Origin of the sequence: Streptomyces dengpaensis, assembly GCF_002946835.1 — a bacterium.
GTDB lineage: Bacteria > Actinomycetota > Actinomycetes > Streptomycetales > Streptomycetaceae > Streptomyces > Streptomyces dengpaensis.
This window is the reverse complement of sequence record NZ_CP026652.1, coordinates 5030214-5048429: the sequence shown is the minus strand read 5'-3', so window position 1 is coordinate 5048429 and position 18216 is coordinate 5030214. Positions and strand designations below refer to the sequence as shown.

General features: G+C 71.1%; 12 protein-coding genes and 2 pseudogenes. 5 read left to right on the top strand and 9 right to left on the bottom strand.

What is annotated here, in order from left to right:
• Window positions 1-64: 64 nt before the first annotated feature.
• The 9 genes from C4B68_RS23405 to rsmI all read right to left on the bottom strand — a co-directional run bounded on the left by C4B68_RS23405 (window position 65) and on the right by rsmI (window position 12312).
• Window positions 65-1879 (bottom strand): outer membrane protein assembly factor BamB family protein, encoded by a 1815-nt coding sequence (locus C4B68_RS23405; protein ID WP_099501877.1) that lies wholly within the window; start codon window positions 1877-1879, stop codon window positions 65-67.
• 117 nt (window positions 1880-1996) lie between these two features.
• Window positions 1997-3853, bottom strand: coding sequence for an outer membrane protein assembly factor BamB family protein (locus C4B68_RS23400; protein ID WP_099501878.1), 1857 nt, complete (start codon window positions 3851-3853; stop codon window positions 1997-1999).
• A gap of 299 nt (window positions 3854-4152) precedes the next feature.
• Entirely contained in the window at window positions 4153-5961 is a 1809-nt protein-coding gene (locus tag C4B68_RS23395; RefSeq protein ID WP_099501879.1) for an ABC-F family ATP-binding cassette domain-containing protein, read from the bottom strand.
• A 139-nt stretch (window positions 5962-6100) separates the two neighbouring features.
• Window positions 6101-7015, bottom strand: a complete 915-nt coding sequence (locus tag C4B68_RS23390; RefSeq protein ID WP_099501880.1) for a 4-(cytidine 5'-diphospho)-2-C-methyl-D-erythritol kinase — start codon at window positions 7013-7015, stop codon at window positions 6101-6103.
• Window positions 7012-7911 carry a 16S rRNA (adenine(1518)-N(6)/adenine(1519)-N(6))-dimethyltransferase RsmA gene (gene rsmA / locus C4B68_RS23385; RefSeq protein WP_099501881.1) on the bottom strand — a complete coding sequence of 300 codons (900 nt, stop codon included), beginning with the start codon at window positions 7909-7911 and terminating at the stop codon, window positions 7012-7014. The genes C4B68_RS23390 and rsmA overlap by 4 nt, the downstream gene beginning before the upstream one ends.
• A 155-nt stretch (window positions 7912-8066) precedes the next feature.
• Window positions 8067-9479 carry a resuscitation-promoting factor gene (locus tag C4B68_RS23380; RefSeq protein WP_099501882.1) on the bottom strand — a complete coding sequence of 471 codons (1413 nt, stop codon included), beginning with the start codon at window positions 9477-9479 and terminating at the stop codon, window positions 8067-8069.
• 152 nt (window positions 9480-9631) lie between these two features.
• On the bottom strand, window positions 9632-10525 hold the full coding sequence (locus tag C4B68_RS23375; protein ID WP_099501883.1) for a TatD family hydrolase: 894 nt from the start codon (window positions 10523-10525) through the stop codon (window positions 9632-9634).
• Between the two features lie 46 nt (window positions 10526-10571).
• On the bottom strand, window positions 10572-10961 hold the full coding sequence (locus tag C4B68_RS23370) for a hypothetical protein (RefSeq protein ID WP_099501884.1): 390 nt from the start codon (window positions 10959-10961) through the stop codon (window positions 10572-10574).
• A gap of 502 nt (window positions 10962-11463) precedes the next feature.
• The gene (rsmI, locus tag C4B68_RS23365) at window positions 11464-12312 is read right to left on the bottom strand and encodes a 16S rRNA (cytidine(1402)-2'-O)-methyltransferase (protein WP_099501885.1); all 849 of its coding nucleotides are present in this window, start codon (window positions 12310-12312) and stop codon (window positions 11464-11466) included.
• 62 nt (window positions 12313-12374) lie between these two features.
• Between rsmI and C4B68_RS23360 the strand changes: the two genes are divergently transcribed.
• The 5 genes and pseudogenes from C4B68_RS23360 to C4B68_RS23345 form a co-directional block, all read left to right on the top strand.
• Entirely contained in the window at window positions 12375-14117 is a 1743-nt protein-coding gene (locus C4B68_RS23360) for a dolichyl-phosphate-mannose--protein mannosyltransferase (protein ID WP_099501886.1), read from the top strand.
• Between the two features lie 163 nt (window positions 14118-14280).
• Window positions 14281-15924 carry a penicillin-binding transpeptidase domain-containing protein gene (locus tag C4B68_RS23355; RefSeq protein WP_099501887.1) on the top strand — a complete coding sequence of 548 codons (1644 nt, stop codon included), beginning with the start codon at window positions 14281-14283 and terminating at the stop codon, window positions 15922-15924.
• Between the two features lie 92 nt (window positions 15925-16016).
• On the top strand, window positions 16017-17690 hold the full coding sequence (locus tag C4B68_RS23350; protein ID WP_099501888.1) for a penicillin-binding transpeptidase domain-containing protein: 1674 nt from the start codon (window positions 16017-16019) through the stop codon (window positions 17688-17690).
• 46 nt (window positions 17691-17736) lie between these two features.
• Window positions 17737-17844, top strand: a pseudogene (locus C4B68_RS44430) (YbaK/EbsC family protein); the annotation flags it as partial.
• Window positions 17845-18186 (top strand): annotated as a pseudogene (locus C4B68_RS23345) (EamA family transporter); the annotation flags it as partial. It lies immediately after the preceding pseudogene.
• Window positions 18187-18216: the final 30 nt, after the last annotated feature.

The following is an 18216-nucleotide window of genomic DNA, read 5'->3' as shown; positions in this document are numbered from 1 at the left end:
TCGTACGCGCACGGCCCCGCCCCTGAGCAGGGGCGGGGCCGTCGGTCACGGCGGATCCGAAGAGCTACTTCGCGCCGAAGGCGATCGCCAGGTACTCCTTGTCGCTCGCGGAGTACGGCTTGCGGGCGTACAGCGCCGACATGTACAGGTGGCCGTCGCGGTAGATGATCTCCGCGTAGTCCGGAAGCATGCTGGTCTCCGCGTCGCGGACCGAGTCGGTCGCCGGGTTCTCCAGGAGCTTGGTCTCCTTGAACGAGGTGCCGTCGATGCTGACGACCTGCCCGCCCTTGTCGTACGGCGGACGCTTGTACGCCAGCAGGTTGCTGCCGTCCATCCGCAGCGGGGTGATGGTGTAGCCGTCACCCGCGTCCGCGCGCTGGCCGGTCTGCTTGCCCGTGGCGAGGTCGAAGGCGACGATCTCGTTGGTCCGGCTGTACTCGCCGGTGCCCTCGTGCTCCTCGGTCGGGACGTAGAGCTTGTCGTTGCCGACCGCGAGCAGGGAGCAGTACTCGATCCTGGAGATCCCGTCGCACTTGGCGGCGTACGTCTTGCCGGGCGCCGAGATCTTCGTACGCAGCTTGCCCGTCTTGTTGTCGATGGAGAAGAAGTCGGAGATGCCGCTGCCGTCACCGGCGGAGTCGCCGACGTCGGCGGCCACGACGAGCGGGTTGGTGGAGACGACGCTCGCGTACTCGATGCCCGGCGACATCTCGTACTCGGAGAGCACCTTCCCGGACTTCGGGTCGATGGTCTGGATGTGCAGCTGACGCTGGCTGCCGTACTCACCGCACTTGCGGACCGCGACCAGCTTCTCGCCGCCGCCGTACCCGGCGTCGTAGCAGGTGTCGGTCGGCTTCGGTGCCCACAGCTGCTTGCCGCTGGAGATGTCGAACGCCGCGCCGCCGCTGGTGCTGCCCACGGCGACCGTGTTCGCGCTCACCGTGACGTTGTCGAGGCCGACCAGCTGGTCACCGGACTTGACCGTCTTGGTCCACAGCTTCTTGCCGGTGTCGAGGTCGAGCGCCGCGAGCTGGCTGCAGCCGTGCGAGGGGTCTTCCTTGGTCGGCATGGCGGGCTCGTAGGTGATCGCCGTCCGGTTGGACTCGGTGGTGTGACGGCTGGCCATGCACACCGGGCCGGGGAGCTTGATCGTCCAGAGCTTCGCGCCCGAGTCGGGGTCGTAGCCGTTGACCTCGGCGCTGCCGCTCTTGGCGTACACCTTGTCGGTGAGCCAGGAGCCGGCGGTGGTCACGCTGGTGTCGCCCTTCACGGCGGGCGCCGGGATCTGGAACAGCACCTTGGAGCTGGTGTTGGCCGGGACCTTCTCCTTGCCGTTGGTACCGGAGGACTTGCCGTCGTCCTTGCCGCCGGTGCCGCCGTTGGTGCCCGAGGCGTTGTTCTTGTCGTCGTCCTTGCCGGACGAGTTCGCGTACCAGACGCCGCCGCCGATGATCAGCGCGACGGCCACCACGGCCGACACGATGATGGCCATCTGGCTGTTGAACTTCCGCCCGCCCTGGGAGGCCTGCGGCGGCATCGGCATGGACTGCGGCTGCGGGTAGCCGTAGGGGGACTGCCCGTACGGCGCCTGCCCGTACGGCTGCTGCTGGCCCGGGTAGCCGTAGCCAGGGGCCTGCGCGGGCGGCTGGGACGGGGGCGCGGACGGGGGCGTCTGCGGGTAGCCGTAGCCGGGGCCCTGCGCGGGCGGCGGGGGCGTCGGGGCGCCGAAGCCACCGGGGGGCGGGTCCTGCGGAGCGCCGAAACCGCCGGGCGGCGGGTCCTGCGGGGCGCCGAAACCGCCGGGCGGCGGGTCCTGCGGGGCGCCGAAACCGCCCTGCGGGGGCTGGTTCGGCGGTGGCGGGGGCGGCGGCTGGCTCATGACGTGTGTACCTCGGGATGCGATGGGATGACAGGCTGGAACGGGACCGGCCTGAGCTGGACCGGCCTGAGTCGAGGGGCGACCGGGAGGGCCGAGTCGACGGCGTGGGTCACGGCGTCAGTCATTGCCGTAGGCCAGCATCAACTTCTCCTTCGCCTCGTCATTGCCCGTCAGCCGGGTGGTGGAGATGTAGAAGCGCCCGTCCACGTAGTCGACCGCCATCGAGAAGAAGCCGTTCTCGATGTCCGCGGTGCCCCCCGGGTTCTGCAGCAGCTTCGTCGGCTTGTGGCTGCTGCCGGTCGTCGGGATCGACACGACCTGACCACCGGCGTCGTACGACGGCTCGACATACGCGATGAGGTTCGTACCGCTCATCTTCAGCGGCAGCGCCATCTCGTTGTCCGAAGGGGACTTGACGCGCCACTTCTCCTTGCCGGTCTCCAGGCTGAACGCCACGATCTCATTGGCGCCGCTCTTCGCCTCGGTCGGCAGGTAGAGAGTGTTGGCGTCGGCGGCGGTGCCGAAACAGCCCGTCAGGTCACGGTCGATGATGGCGTAACCGCACTCGGGCGCGAAGGTGTCCTTGCTGTCCAACTGCGAGCGGATGTCACCGTTGTTCTTCAGCGTGGTGACGTTGACCCGCTTCTTGTCCTTGTTGGTCATGTAGAGGACGACGGGGTCGACGGAGTACGCCCGCTCGACCCTCCAGCCCTCGGGGATCTTCGTCGTCCACTTGGCCTTGCCGGTCGCCGGGTCCAGTTCCTGGACCTCGTCGTGCTCGGTGTCGGATCCGACCCCACAGGACGAGACGGCCAGCAGCTTGGGGCCACCCGCGAACCCGGCCGGATAGCAATTCCCGTAATTCGTCTTGTCCCACAGCTTCTTGCCGCTGCTGACGTCGTACGCCGTACCGGACTGCATGCGGCCCACCACCAGCGTGTCGCCCGCGATGGCCAGCTCGATCGAGAGCGTGCTGTCGAAGAGTTCGCCGTCCGAGACCTTCCCGCTCCAGCCCTTTTCGCCGGTGTTGAGGTCGATCTCCTGGAGCTGGTTGCACTTGGCGCCGCTGCTGGAGCCGCTCATGTACGCCACGACGACCTTGTCGTCCGACGTCTTCTGCGGAGTGACCGCGCAGATCTTCTGCGGGAAGGCGATCGCGTCCCAAGTCGGCTTGCCGTCCCCGACGTTGTATGCGAAGACCTGCTTGTACGCCGCCTTCACCGCGGCGGTGTCGGTGATCCACAGGCCGGGGGCGTCGGCACCGGAACCGGGCGCGTCGGGTGCCGTCTTGTACCAGAGCACCCTCGCCTCACCGGCCTGGCGGCCCGCGTTGAGGTCCTCGGTGTCCTCGACGCCGTCGCCGCTGCCGTCACCGGGGTTGACCGGGTCGTCGGACGCGGAGGGCTGCTTCGAACTGCCCTGGCTCTTCTGGGCGCTGGGCTTCTTTTCGCCGTCATCGCCGCCGCTGACGGCCCATACGGTGCCGCCGACGACGAGCAGCGCGGCCACGGCGGCGCCTATGACCATGGCTGGCCGGCCCTTGAAGGGGTTCTTGGAACCGCCGCCGGGGCCGCCGGGCGCGCCCGGGTACTGCGCCTGGGGCGGATAGCCGTAGCCCGGCTGCGGCTGTCCGTAGGGGGCGGCGGGCTGGCCGTACGGGCCCGGCTGCTGCGGCTGCCCGTACGGGCCCGGCTGAGCGTAGGGGCCGGGCTGAGCGTAGGGGCCGGGCTGCTGGGGGTATCCGTAGCCGGGTTGCGGGGCACCGGCGGGCGGCGCCTGCGGGGGCGCGGGCTGCTGAGGCGGCTGCGCGGTCGAAGGGGGCGTCGCCTGGGGCGAGTTGGGGGGCGAGTTGGGGGGCGTGCCGAAACCGCCCTGCGCCCGTGGGTCCTGCGGTGCGCCGAAACCACCGGCCGGCGGCTGGTCCTGCGGTGCTCCGAAGCCGCCCTGCGGCGGCTGATTGGGCGGCTGACTCATCAGCGGCTCCCCCCTCTTCACTGATGTGGCGCCCCACCGGCGGCGCCGGATGCGCGCCGGGCCCGGTGGTTCTCAAACTGCTCTCAGACGGCTCTTTCTATCACTGTGGCGCGCTGCAACAGGGGGTCGGTCCTTGCCCTGTTCCCAAGGGAGGACCGGCCTGTGATGCCGTCGTTACGCGCCTTCACCCACCCTTCACGCGGGGCGCGCACCGCGTGTTCAAACCGGGGCGTGCGGGGCCCCCGAAGGGCGCGCACCTCAGACGTACACGCCCTCACACTCCAGGCGTACGCGCCGTCTTACGCGTCCTCCGCGAGCTCCAGCCAGCGCAGTTCCAGTTCCTCGCGCTCTCCCACCAACTCACGCAATTCCGCGTCAAGTTGGGCGACCTTCCCGAAGTCGGTCGCGTTGTCGGCGATCTGGGCGTGCAGCTTGGTCTCCTTCTCGGAGATTTTGTCCAGCTGCCGTTCGATCTTCTGGAGTTCCTTCTTGGCGGCGCGGGCATCTGCGGCGGACGCCGCCTTCGCGGGGGCCGCCGCGGAGGAGGCGAGGACGGCGGCGGCCGCGACCTCCTCCAACTTCTTGCGCCGCTCCAGGTACTCGTCGATCCCGCGCGGCAGCATCCGCAGCGTGCCATCGCCGAGCAGCGCGAACACGTTGTCCGTCGTGCGCTCGATGAAGAACCGGTCGTGGGAGATCACGACCATCGAGCCGGGCCAGCCGTCGAGCAGGTCTTCCAGCTGGGTGAGGGTCTCGATGTCGAGGTCGTTGGTGGGCTCGTCGAGGAAGAGGACGTTGGGCTCGTCCATGAGCAGGCGCAGGATCTGGAGCCTGCGCCGCTCACCACCCGACAGATCCCCGACCGGCGTCCACTGCTTCTCCTTGTTGAAGCCGAACGTCTCACAGAGCTGCCCCGCGGTCATCTCGCGGCCCTTGCCGAGGTCGACCCGGTCACGCACCGCCTGGACGGCCTGCAACACGCGCCAGTTCGGGTCGAGTTCGGCGACCTCCTGGGAGAGGTAGGCAAGCTTGACGGTCTTGCCGGTGACGATCCGCCCGGCCGCGGGCTGCCGCTCCCCGTCGCTGCGGGCGGCCTCGGCGAGGGCGCGCAGGAGGGAGGTCTTGCCGGCGCCGTTCACCCCGACGAGTCCGACCCGGTCGCCGGGGCCGAGGTGCCAGGTGAGGTGCTTGAGCAGCACCTTGGGTCCGGCCTGCACGGTCACGTCCTCGAGGTCGAAGACGGTCCTGCCGAGCCGGGAGCTCGCGAACTTCATCAGCTCGCTCTTGTCGCGGGGCGGCGGCACGTCCGCGATCAGTTCGTTGGCGGCCTCGACGCGGAACCGCGGCTTGGAGGTGCGGGCGGGGGCGCCGCGCCGCAGCCAGGCGAGCTCCTTGCGGACGAGGTTCTGCCGCTTGACCTCCTCGGTCGCGGCGATGCGCTCCCGCTCCGCCCGGGCGAACACGTAGTCGGAGTACCCGCCCTCGTACTCGTACACCGCGCCCTTCTGCACGTCCCACATGCGCGTGCAGACCTGGTCGAGGAACCAGCGGTCGTGGGTGACGCAGACGAGCGCCGAGCGCCGCTCGCGCAGATGCCGCGCGAGCCAGGCGATGCCTTCCACGTCGAGGTGGTTGGTGGGCTCGTCGAGGATGATCAGGTCCTGCTCCTCGATGAGCAGCTTGGCGAGGGCAATACGGCGGCGCTCACCGCCGGAGAGGGGGCCGATGACGGTGTCGAGCCCCTGCGGGAACCCGGGCAGGTCGAGCCCGCCGAAGAGACCGGTGAGTACGTCCCGGATCTTGGCGTTGCCCGCCCACTCGTGGTCGTCCATGTCCCGGATGACCTCGTGGCGGACGGTGGCCGTGGGGTCGAGCGAGTCGTGCTGCGTCAGGACGCCGAGGTGGAGGCCGCCGGAGTGGGTGACGCGTCCGGTGTCGGCCTCCTCCAGCTTGGCGAGCATGCGGATGAGGGTCGTCTTGCCGTCGCCGTTCCGGCCGACCACGCCGATGCGGTCGCCCTCGCTGACGCCGAGGGAGACTCCGTCGAGCAGGGCGCGGGTGCCGTACACCTTGCTGACGTTCTCGACATTGACCAGGTTGACGGCCATTTCTCTCCTGACGAGGGGGACGATCGACCCTCAAGGGTAGTCCGCGCGACGCGGGGCCTGACTCTTGCCGGCCGGGGCTGGAGAGTTTCAGCCCGTCCGGCGTTTGAGGACGAGCGTTCAGCGCGATGCGGGGCCTGGGCTAGAACGGGCTGTGCCCCCGCACTGTGGCCCCCGGCGCAGGCGCCGACGCCGTACGCACCGTGCGGCACGTGCCGGAGGCCGACAGCGCCTCGGCCACCTTCGACGCCGACTCCGGGTCACGGGCGAGGAACGCCGTGGTCGGCCCCGAACCGGAGACGAGCGCCGCGAGGGCACCGCCCGCGCGGCCCGCGGCGAGGGTGTCGGCGAGGGCAGGGAAGAGGGACAGCGCGGCGGGCTGCAGGTCGTTGGAGACGGCGGCGGCAAGCGCGTCGGGGTCGCCCTTGGCGAGGGCGTCGAGGAGTTCCCGGGCGGCGACGGGCTCGGGGATGTCGAGGCCCTCGCCGAGCCGGTCGAACTCCCGGAACACCGCCGGAGTCGACAGCCCGCGGTCGGCCATCGCGAACACCCAGTGGAAGGTCCCGCCGACCTCGAGCGCCGTCAACTGCTCACCGCGCCCGGTGCCCAGCGCCGCCCCGCCCACCAGGCTGAACGGCACGTCGCTGCCCAACTCCGCGCAGATGTCGAGGAGTTCGTCGCGCGAGGCGTTCGTACCCCACAGGGCGTCGCAGGCGAGCAGCGCACCCGCGCCGTCCGCGCTGCCGCCGGCCATGCCGCCGGCGACCGGGATGTCCTTGGCGATGTGGAGGTGGACGGCGGGGTCGATGTCGTACCGGCGGGCGAGTTCGAGGGCGGCGCGGGCCGCCAGGTTCGTACGGTCCAGGGGCACCTGCGCGGCGTCCGGGCCCTCGCACGTGATGCGAAGCTCGTCCGCGGCCGTGACCGTCACCTCGTCGTACAGGCCGACCGCGAGGAAGACATTGGCGAGGTCGTGGAAGCCGTCGGGGCGGGCGCCGCCCACCGCGAGCTGGACGTTGACCTTGGCAGGGACGCGTACCGTCACCGTCTCCGTCACGGCTGGACCGACTCCTTGTTCTCGGCGGCGTTCTCGGCGCCGCGATTCTCGGCGATACGGGCGAACTCCTCGACCGTGAGCGACTCCCCGCGGGTCTGCGGCGAGACCCCGGCGGCGACGAGCGCGGCCTCGGCGGCGGCCGCGGACCCGGCCCACCCGGCGAGGGCGGCGCGCAGCGTCTTGCGCCGCTGGGCGAAGGCGGCGTCGACCACGGCGAACACCTCGCGCTTCGTGGCCGTCGTCTTGAGGGGCTCGGTGCGCCGGGTGAGCGACACAAGCCCGCTGTCGACGTTGGGCGCGGGCCAGAAGACGTTGCGGCCGATGGCACCGGCCCGCTTCACCTCGGCGTACCAGTTCGCCTTCACGGACGGGACGCCGTACACCTTCGAGCCTGGCGCCGCCGCGAGCCGGTCCGCGACCTCCGCCTGCACCATCACGAGCGTGCGCTCGATGGTGGGGAAGGTGTCGAGCATGTGGAGGAGGACGGGGACGGCGACGTTGTACGGGAGGTTGGCGACGAGTGCGGTGGGGGCGGGGCCGGGCAGTTCCTGTACGTGCATCGCGTCCGAGTGCACGAGCGCGAACCGCTCCGCGCGCTCCGGCATCCGGGCCGCGATGGTCGACGGCAGCGCGCCGGCGAGCACGTCGTCGATCTCCACCGCCGTGACGCGGTCGGCGACCTCCAGCAGGGCGAGTGTCAGCGAGCCGAGGCCGGGTCCCACCTCGACGACCACGTCGTCGGGGCGGACGTCGGCCGTGCGGACGATGCGGCGCACCGTGTTCGCGTCGATGACGAAGTTCTGGCCGCGCTGCTTGGTGGGCCGCACACCGAGGGCACCCGCGAGCTCGCGGACGTCGGCGGGACCCAGGAGGGCGTCGGGGGTGGGGCTGGTCACGGACCAAGGGTACGGGTGCGGAGGAGGTGCCAGCCCGCCCGGCGTCCCGCTCCAGCCCGTCCGGCGTTTGAGGACGCGCGCGAAGCGCGATACGGGTCTGGGGGCAGCGCCCCCCAGGTACGGGACGGGCAGGGGCGGAGGGGGCGAAACCCGCCTCACCCCCGCAGCCGAGCCCCACAATGCGGCCAAGGACTCGCCCCACGCAGCACATACAGCTTCTTCGCCCGATAGGTCTGCTCCGCCGCGGAGGCATCCTGAGGACGCCCACTCCCCCCGAGGGCATGCCACGTCCGGGCATCGAACTGATAGAGCCCTCCGTACACACCGGAGGGATCCACGGCATCCTTCCGCCCTCCGGACTCGCACCTGGCAAGCCCCGCCCAGTTCAGCTGGTCCACGTCGGTATCGCCGACGGACCGAGGACGCGGCTTCGTACCGACCTTCACCCGCTGCACCCGCGGCTCCCGCACCACCTCGGCCTTGATCCACCTCGGCCTCTGCCGGACCCCGTTGACGGTCCGGACCGCGTACGTGACCCGCCGCGCCCCCGGCCGACCGGCGCGCTCGACGACCTCCGTGCCCTTGAACAGCGTGGGATCCAGGATCCGCTCCACTGCGAACGGAATGACCTCCTCGCGGACCTCCTTGCTCCGGGTGACACGCATCACGGTGATCGTCTGCCCGTCGCGCGGGAAACTCCCGGGCGGGACGGAGGTCGTGTCCTGCCCGTGCAGGGTGATCCCGGCCTCCTCGACGGCCTCACGGACGCTCGCCGCGTTCGTACGGATCGTCCGCGCGCGACCGTCCGCCATGATCGTCACCGTGCGCTCGGTGCGCACATCGAGCGCGAGGCCCTGACGCCCGATGCGCTGGGAGCGCGAAGCCGACAGGTACGCGCCTTCCGCGCGTACCCCCAGCTGTCTGAGCGCCCCGTCCACCGTGTGCGCCGTCGTCCACACCTGGCGCCGCTGTCCGTCGAGCGTGAGGTGCACGGGGCGCCCGTGGTGAACCGCGACCTCGTCGCCGCTGGCGAGCGCCGTGCCGGGCGCGGGAGCGACCACGTCGTGCGCCCCCACCTCCACGCCCTCGTCGGCGAGCAGCTCGGTCACGTCGTCGGCGAAGGTGTGCAGCGTGCGCGACTTCCCGTCGACGCTGAGCTCGATCGCCTTGTCGTTGGCGAGGAACGCGGAGGTTCCCCCGGCCAGGAACGCGACGACCAGCGCCTGCGGGAGGAGTCGCCGCAGGGGGTCGGGGCGCTCGGTGCCGCGCTTGTGCCGGGCCGCGCGCCGTGCGGCGGCCCGCCCGCCGCTCCCGGGCGCCCCCTCCGCCCCTTCTGCGCCCTGCTCCGATTCCCCCGGCTCCTCCTGCTGCCGCGGAAGCCGGGGCTCAGTCGGCAGCTCGGTCGCGGAGACGCGCGCCTCGTACGCGGGGCGGTACGTGTCCGGGTGGCCATGACCGGCGTCCGGCTCGACATCCTCGTACGTCCCGGTGACACCACTGGGATCAGTGGCACCAGCGGCGCCAGTGACACCGGTCGGTCCATACGTCTCGTTCTGCGGGCTGCTCACGGCGACACACGCTCCACGGAGATCCGGATCGGGCGACCAGAACCTAGCGGAGCGGTCGTCACTCTCCCAAGCAACGCGGCTACACTGTGTCGCGACACTCCCCTGAGGCGCACCCGCGTTTGACCAGGTGATACCTCCGGAACCGTTATCGGTCAGTAATCGAACGCACGCGCAGTGTTCGCGGAGATCGAGGTCGCCAGCGTGTCCTCGTCGATGCCGCGCACGGCGGCCATGGCGCGCACCGTGATCGGAATGAGATACGGCGCGTTGGGCCGTCCGCGGTAGGGCGCGGGGGTCAGGAAGGGCGCGTCGGTCTCGACGAGGACGAGTTCGAGGGGCGCCACGGCGAGCGCGTCACGCAGGGGCTGGGCGTTCTTGAAGGTCACGTTCCCGGCGAAGGACATGAAGTAGCCGGCGCGGCCGCAGATCTCGGCCATCGCGGCGTCGCCGGAGTAGCAGTGGAAGACCGTCCGCTCGGGGGCGCCCTCCTCCTTGAGGATGCGCAGCACGTCGGCGTGGGCGTCGCGGTCGTGGATGACCAGGGCCTTGCCGTGCCGCTTGGCGATCTCGATATGGGCGCGGAAGGACCGTTCCTGCGCGGCCCTGCCCTCCGGGCCCGTACGGAAGTAGTCGAGCCCGGTCTCGCCGACGCCCTTGACCTGCGGGAGGGCGGCGAGGCGGTCGATCTCCGCCAGCGCCTCGTCCAGTGCGGCGTCCCCGCCCGGCTGCCGGGCGCCCTGCCGGGACCAGCCGTCCGGGTCGCCGTCCACGATGCGGGGCGCTTCGTTGGGGTGCAGCGCGACCGTCGCGTGGACGGCGTCGTACGCGGCCGCGGTCTCCGCCGCCCAACGCGAACCGTTCACGTCGCATCCGACCTGCACGACCGTCGTCACACCGACCGACGCGGCCTTGGCCAGGCCCTCCTCGACCGTGCCGGACTGCATGTCGAGGTGGGTGTGCGAATCGGCGACGGACACGCGCAGGGGCTCCGGCAGGGGCGGGGCGTCATCGTCGGCGGGCGCGGCGGGAGGCGTATCGGAAGGCATGCCCCGATCCTACGAAAGGGGCATGCCGGGCCTCACCCGAGCGAGGTCACCCCGCCTTGCGGTGCTGGAAGGGGTGCAGCAGATCCGAGAGGTGCCAGTGGTGCGGCTCCTTGGGCGCCGCGGGGGGCTCGGACGACCGCGACGCCGGGCCGTGGTGGTGCATGGAGTCGAGGACGGAGGACACCTGGCCGGGGCGCATGATGCGCACCACGTGGCTGTCGCAGTTCAGGCAGCTGGGGCGGCGCAGCGGCGACGGCACGACCTGGCCGTTCGCCACATACCTCACGAACTCACTGCCTTCGGCGTCGAGGTGGTGCTCTATCTCGTACGACTGCTCCCAGCCGTGCCCGCAGCGCATGCAGGCGAAGGAGTACGACTCATGGACGACGGCGGTCGCCGCGCTGCGCTGCCCGGTCCGTCCTGCGATCTCACTCATGCCAGCTCCTGTGTCCGCTGGACAAACACCTCCGCGGGTGGAGGTGGAGGACGGGTGCGTCCCCTCAACCAGTGGACACTTCTCCCGGCGCGAGCGCACGAGACCTGTCGACTGTTGGAGCCCTCTTGGCCGTTCCTTGCCGCAACCCCCCTGGTGACAGGCCCGGAATTTGCCCATCCGCGACAGGGCCTTTGCCCCCATATGGAGCAGCGCGAGGGGCGCGGCGACGCGGGCGCGAGCGGCACAACTGGCCGGGTGACCCGCGCGACAGCGCGGTGCGAGCCGCGCCACGGACCGCGTGACCCGCGCGACAGCGCGGTGCGAGCCGCGCTGCGAGGGCATCACCGGCACGACGGCACGGGTGCGGGCGGCACCACAGACCGGGCGACCGGCGCCACCACACGGGTACGAACCGCGCCACGGGCCGCGCCACCGGCGCGACAGCCTGGTGCGAGCCGCGCCACGGGCCGCGTCACCGGGCGCCACGGACCGCGCAGCCGCGCTACGACCCCGCGTTCTTCGCGGCGACGACCGCGTCGAAGACCTCCCGCTTGGGAACCCCCGCCTCCGCCGCCACGGCCGCGATCGCCTCCTTGCGCCGCTCCCCCGCCTCCTCGCGCACCCGCACCCTGCGCACCAGCTCGGCGGCGTCCAGTTCCCCGGCGCCCTTCTCGGCGGCGCCCTCGACGACGACGGTGATCTCGCCCCGTACGCCCTCGGCGGCCCAGGCGGCCAGTTCGCCCAGCGGGCCCCGCTTGACCTCCTCGTACGTCTTCGTCAGCTCGCGGCAGACGGCGGCGCGCCGCTCCGCCCCGAACACCTCGGCCATCGCGGCGAGGGTGTCGTCGAGCCGGTGGGGCGACTCGAAGTAGACCAGCGTGCGGCGCTCGTCGGCGACCTCGCGCAGCCGGGAGAGCCGCTCGCCCGCCTTGCGCGGCAGGAAGCCCTCGAAGCAGAAGCGGTCGACGGGCAGCCCCGAGAGCGCGAGCGCGGTGAGCACCGCGGACGGGCCGGGTACGGCGGTGACCTTGATGTCCTTCTCGACGGCGGCCGCGACCAGCCGGTACCCGGGGTCCGAGACGGACGGCATCCCGGCGTCGGTCACCAGCAGCACCCGCGCCCCGCCGGCCAGCGCCTCGACAAGCTCCGGCGTACGGGCGGACTCGTTGCCCTCGAAGTACGAGACGACCCGCCCGCCGGGCTGTACGCCCAGCGCCTGGGTGAGCCGCCGCAGTCGCCGGGTGTCCTCCGCGGCGACGACGTCGGCGTGCTCGAGCTCCTGGGCGAGCCGGGGCGGAGCATCGGCCACGTCGCCGATGGGAGTGCCTGCCAAAACGAGGGTTCCTGTCACGGTTCCATCCTCGCAGGGCCCAGGCGCGGGACTCCCACAGACGTGTTCCCTACGATGGCGCGGTGACCAGTACCGCGTCCTCCACGGACACCCGGCAGGGCCAGGCCGCCCAAGACAGGCGGCTGTCGTGGCAGCCGCGGCTGCGCCGCTTCGGATACTCGGCGCCGCCGAGAAGCGACGTGCGCGAGCGGCTCGTGCCGCCGTACGCCGAGCCCAGTCCGCGCGTCTGGGCGGCGGTCGGGCTGCGCCACGAGGTCGCCGAGCGCATCACGCGCTGGTCGGGCTGGGGCGGCCCGCTCCTGGTGACGCTGCTCGCCGGGCTGATGCGGTTCTGGAACCTGGGCAGCCCGAAGGCGGTGATATTCGACGAGACGTACTACGCCAAGGACGCCTGGGCACTGATCCACCGCGGGTACGAGGTCAACTGGGCGAAGGACGCCAACGACCTGATCCTGCAGGGCAACGGCCGGGTGACGATCCCGGGCGACGCCGCCTATGTGGTGCATCCGCCGGTCGGCAAGTACGTCATCGGGCTCGGCGAGTGGATCTTCGACTTCAACCCCTTCGGCTGGCGCTTCATGACGGCGCTGCTCGGCACGCTGTCCGTGCTGCTGCTGTGCCGGATCGGGCGCCGCCTGTTCCGTTCGACGTTCCTCGGCTGCCTCGCGGGCGCGCTGATGGCGGTGGACGGACTGCACTTCGTGATGAGCCGCACATCACTACTCGACGGCGTGCTGATGTTCTTCGTACTCGCGGCCTTCGGCTGTCTGGTGATCGACCGCGACAGGGCGCGGGAACGGCTCGCGGCCGCGCTGCCGCCGGACGGGGACGGAGTCGTACGGCCGAACGCGCACGTGGCCGACACGACCGGTCTCGGCCTACGGCCGTGGCGCTGGCTGGCGGGGCTGTGCCTGGGGCTCGCGATCGGCACCAAGTGGAACGGCCTGGTCTTCCTGGCGGCATTCGGCGTGCTGACCGTGCTGTGGGACGTGGGCACCCGCAAGGTCGCGGGAGCCCGGCACCCCTACATCGCAGTGATCAAGCACGACCTGGGCTGGGCGTTCCTGGCGACAGTCCCCGTGGCGATCGCCACGTACATCGTCTCGTGGACCGGCTGGATCCTCTCGCCCGACGACGGCAGCGGCGGCTACTTCCGCAACTGGGCGGTGACGGACGGGAAGAACAGCTCCTGGAGCTGGCTGTTCCCGGACTGGTGGCGCAGCCTCTGGCACTACGAGAACGAGGTCTTCGAGTTCCACAAGAACCTGTCGTCCCCGCACACCTACGAGTCCAACCCATGGAGCTGGCTCGTCCTGGGCCGCCCGGTCTCGTACTTCTACGAGTCCCCGGCGCCCGGCAAGGACGGCTGCCCCGCCGACGCGGGCGAGAAGTGCGCGCGCGAGGTGCTGGCACTCGGCACCCCGGTGCTGTGGTGGGCGGCCTGCTTCGCGGTCGCCTACGTGCTCTGGCGCTGGGCGTTCCGCCGCGACTGGCGTGCGGGCGCGATCGCCTGCGGCATCGCGGCCGGCTACCTCCCCTGGTTCATGTACCAGGAACGCACGATCTTCTTCTTCTACGCCATCGTCTTCCTGCCCTTCCTCTGCCTGGCCGTGGCCATGCTCGTCGGCGCGATCCTCGGCCCACCCGGCTCGAGCGAACGCCGCCGCGTCATCGGCGCCGCGAGCGCGGGCGTACTGGTCCTGCTGATCGCGTGGAACTTCATCTACTTCTGGCCGATCTACACGGGCACCGCCATCCCCATCGACAGCTGGCGGGCGCGGATGTGGCTGGATACCTGGGTCTGACGACAGGGACCTCCGGGCCTGACGACCGGGACGTCCGGGGCTAACGATTCGGAGAACGTCAGCCCCATGAGTCACTCCTCGCCCTTACAGTGCGGGACGGACCCATTTTTCTGAACGCGTTCAGAAGTTCGGGAGAAGGCCCCCCGGGGAGGGGAATCGCGCGATGCGCAAGGGGGCAAAGGCTGCCGTCGTCGGCGGCGTGTTCGCCGTGATGGTGGGCGGCGCCGGGTACGGGGCGTACAACGTCGTCAGCGCGGTCAGCGGGGGCGGCGGCTCGGGCGCGGGCGGACCCGCCGCGGCGGAGACCGGGCCGCCGAGCGGTGCGGAGGTCAAGGAGACCAGCGGCAAGTTCTTCGCGGCCTGGGAGAAGGGCGACGCGGCCGAGGCGGCGTCGTACACCGACTTCGCGGAGAACGCCGAAGGCTTGCTGGCCGGTTACCGCGCCGACGCGCACCTCACCGACGTGAAGATCACCCCGGGTACGCCGTCCGGCACGACCGTGCCGTTCTCGGTGAAGGCGACGGTGTCGTACGACGGGAAGAGCAAGCCCTTCTCGTACGACTCCGAACTGACCGTCGTACGCGGGCAGACCACCGGCAACGCGCTGGTCGACTGGCGGCCGTCCGTCGTCCACCCGGAGCTGGAGGACGGGGACACGCTGGTCACGGGCGAGTCGGCGAGTCCGGTGATCGAGGCCGTGGACCGCAACAACGTTGTCCTGACGAAGGAGAAGTACCCCTCCCTGGGGCCGATCCTGGGCGCGCTGCGCGACAAGTACGGCGCCACGGCGGGCGGTTCACCCGGCATCGAGCTGACCATCCGGCGCGGGAGCGAGGAGAGCGCCGACAGGACCCTCGTGACCCTTGCCAAGGGGCAGGCGGGCAAGGTCCGTACGACGCTCAGCGCCACCGCGCAGGCCACCGCGGAGAAGGCGGTCGCGCGGTACTCCGAGTCGTCCGTGGTGGCGGTGAAGCCGAGCACCGGTGAGGTGCTGGCGGTCGCCAACCACCGGGAGGACGGCTTCAACGCGGCGTTCCTCGGCAAGCTCGCGCCCGGCTCCACGATGAAGATCATCACCGCGGCCATGCTCATCGACAACGGCGTGACCACGATGAACGGCCCGGCGCCCTGCCCGCCGACCGCCACCTGGCAGAGCCAGACCTTCCACAACCTCACGGACATGGCCCCCAACGAGGGCGCCAGCCTCGCCAACAGCTTCATGCGGTCCTGCAACACGGCCTTCGTGAAGCTCATCGACGGCACCGACGCGAGCCCGCTCACGGACGAGTCGCTCACGACCGAGGCGCAGACGCGGTTCGGCCTCGGTCAGGACAACTGGAAGACCGGCATCCCGTCCTTCGACGGCAGCGTCCCCGCCTCCGGCGGCCCGGACCGCGCGGCGAACGCGATCGGCCAGGGCCAGGTCCAGATGAGCCCGCTGAACATGGCCTCGGTGACGGCGACCGCCATCACCGGCACGTTCCGCCAGCCGGTCATCGTGCCGCTGGAGCTCGACGACCGCGAGCCCGCGCGGGCGAAGGGCCTGCCGATGAACACCGTCGCGCAGCTCAAGCGGATGATGCGGCTCACCGCGACGAGCGGCACCGCTGCTCGCGTCATGGCCGGGCTCGGCGGCGACATCGGCGCCAAGACCGGCTCCGCCGAGGTCGACGAACAGGCCAAGTCCAACAGCTGGTTCACCGGTTACCGGGGCGACGTCGCGGCCGCGGCCATGACGCAGGAGGGCGGCCGCGGCGGCGACGCCGCGGGCCCGATCGTCGCAGCTGTGCTACGAACTGGTGGCTGAAGTCACCCCTCGCGGGGCGGGACCCTAGGGTGGTGCTCTCGTTGTGCAACGAGAGCACGGGGGCATCAGGGAACAGCGGAGGACTGGGAGCTGTGGGCAAGAGAAGGCGCGTCGCCGAGCGACGGAAGACGAAGCAGCCCGCCGTTTACGGCGGGCTGATCGCCGTGGTCGTGGCCGGCGGGGCGTTCGGCGCCTACAGCCTGTTCGACGGCGGTGCGGCGGCCGAGGACAGGGCCTCGACGACCGCCGACGGCGAGTCCGCCCGGACGGGCCCGCTGACGGCCACCGAGGTGCGCACCGCGACCGCCGCCTTCCTCGACGCCTGGCAGAGCGGTGACGTCGCGAAGGCCGCCGCCGCCACCGACGACTCGGCGGCCGCGACGACCGTCCTGACCGGCTACGGCAAGGACGCGCGCATCACCGGCGTGAAGCTGACGAGCGGCAAGCGCTCGGGCGCCTCCGTCCCGTTCTCCGTCAAGGCCACCGTCACCTACAAGGACAAGAGCGAGCCGCTTGCGTACGAGTCGAACCTGACGGTCGTACGGAGCGCCAAGGACGGCACCCCGCTGGTCGGCTGGAAGCCGTCCGTCGTCCACCCGGACCTGCAGGACGGCGACCGGCTCGTCACGGGCGAGTCGGGTGCGCCGCCGGTCACCGCCCTCGACCGCGACGGCGAGGAGCTGACCACCGAGAAGTACCCCTCCCTGGGGACGGTTCTCGACGGGCTGCGCGAGAAGTACGGCAAGACGGCCGGGGGCAAGGCGGGCATCGAGCTGCGCGTGGTCCGCAAGGCCGCGGAGAAGGGCACCCAGAAGAGCCCCGACAAGACCCTGGTCACGCTCAGCGAGGGCACCCCGGGGACCGTGAAGACGACGCTCAGCCCGGCCCTCCAGGCCGAAGCCGAGAAGCAGGTGGCCGCCAAGTCCAAGGCGTCGGTGGTCGTGATGCGCCCCTCGACCGGCGAGATCCTCGCCGTCGCGAACACCGGCCACGGCTTCAACACCGCCTTCCAGGGCTCCCTCGCCCCCGGCTCCACGATGAAGGTCATCACGGCGTCGATGCTCTTCGACAAGGGCCTGGCCTCGGCCGACAAGAAGCACCCGTGCCCCAAGACCTCGACGTACGGCGGATGGAAGTTCCACAACGACGACGACTTCGAGATCAAGGACGGCACGTTCAAGGCGAGCTTCGCGCGGTCCTGCAACACGGCCTTCATCACCCAGGCGGAGAAGCTGAAGAACGACGACCTGACCAAGCAGGCCCAGCAGGTCTTCGGGCTCGGCCTGAACAACTGGGCCATCGGCGTCCCGTCCTTCGACGGAGCGGTGCCGGTGCAGAGCGCCGCGCAGATGGCGGCGTCGCTGATGGGCCAGGGCGGGGTCCGTATGAACCCGCTGAACATGGCGTCGGTCTCCGCCACGGTCCAGGCGGGCACCTTCCACCAGCCCTACCTGGTCTCTCCGACGGTGGACAACCGCACCCTGGCCAAGGCGTCCCGCACCCTGTCCGCCTCCACGCTCTCCCAGCTCCGCGACGTCATGCAGTACACGGCCGCCGCCGGCACCGCCGCCGAGGCCATGTCCGGCCTCGGCCCTGACTACGGCGCCAAGACCGGCTCCGCCGAGGTCGACAACCAGGACAAGCCGAACGGCTGGTTCACGGCCTACAAGGGCGACTTGGCGGCCGCGGGCGTCGTACAGCAGGGCGGACACGGCAGCGACACAGCGGGACCGATCGTGGCGGCACTGCTGAAGGCGGGGAGCTGATTATCTCGGTCGCATGCCCCGTACACCCACCGCCAGCGTGCCGTTCATGACCGCCATCGAAGAGAACGCCGCGCACCCCCGTTTCGCCGAGGCCCTGCAGGAGTTGGGGCTGGGGGAGGTGAACGGGCGCGTCCGGCACTTTCCGGATGCGACCTCCGGCTCCTCCCTCGGGTACATCGCCTGGCTGATGGCCGTCGAGGGGGTGGCGATCCCGGCGTACGCGGCGTACCGCTGGCGCGGTCAACTCGTGTCCGTCCTCCGGCCGTTCGCCGCCGTCGGCTTCCTCGGCGCGGCGCTCTCCGTGTCGGCGTACGGGCTCGTCCTGTGGGCACAGACCCGCGCGGAACTGGCACCGATCGCGGCCCTGCGGGAGTCGTCGATCATCGTCGGGGCCGCCATCGGGGCGGTGTTCTTCAAGGAGCGCTTCGGGGCACCTCGGATCGCGGCGGCCGGGCTACCGGTGCTGGGGATCGGCCTGATGCTGCACGCGGGATAGTCACCGGCACGGCGCCGGACGGGCCATGCG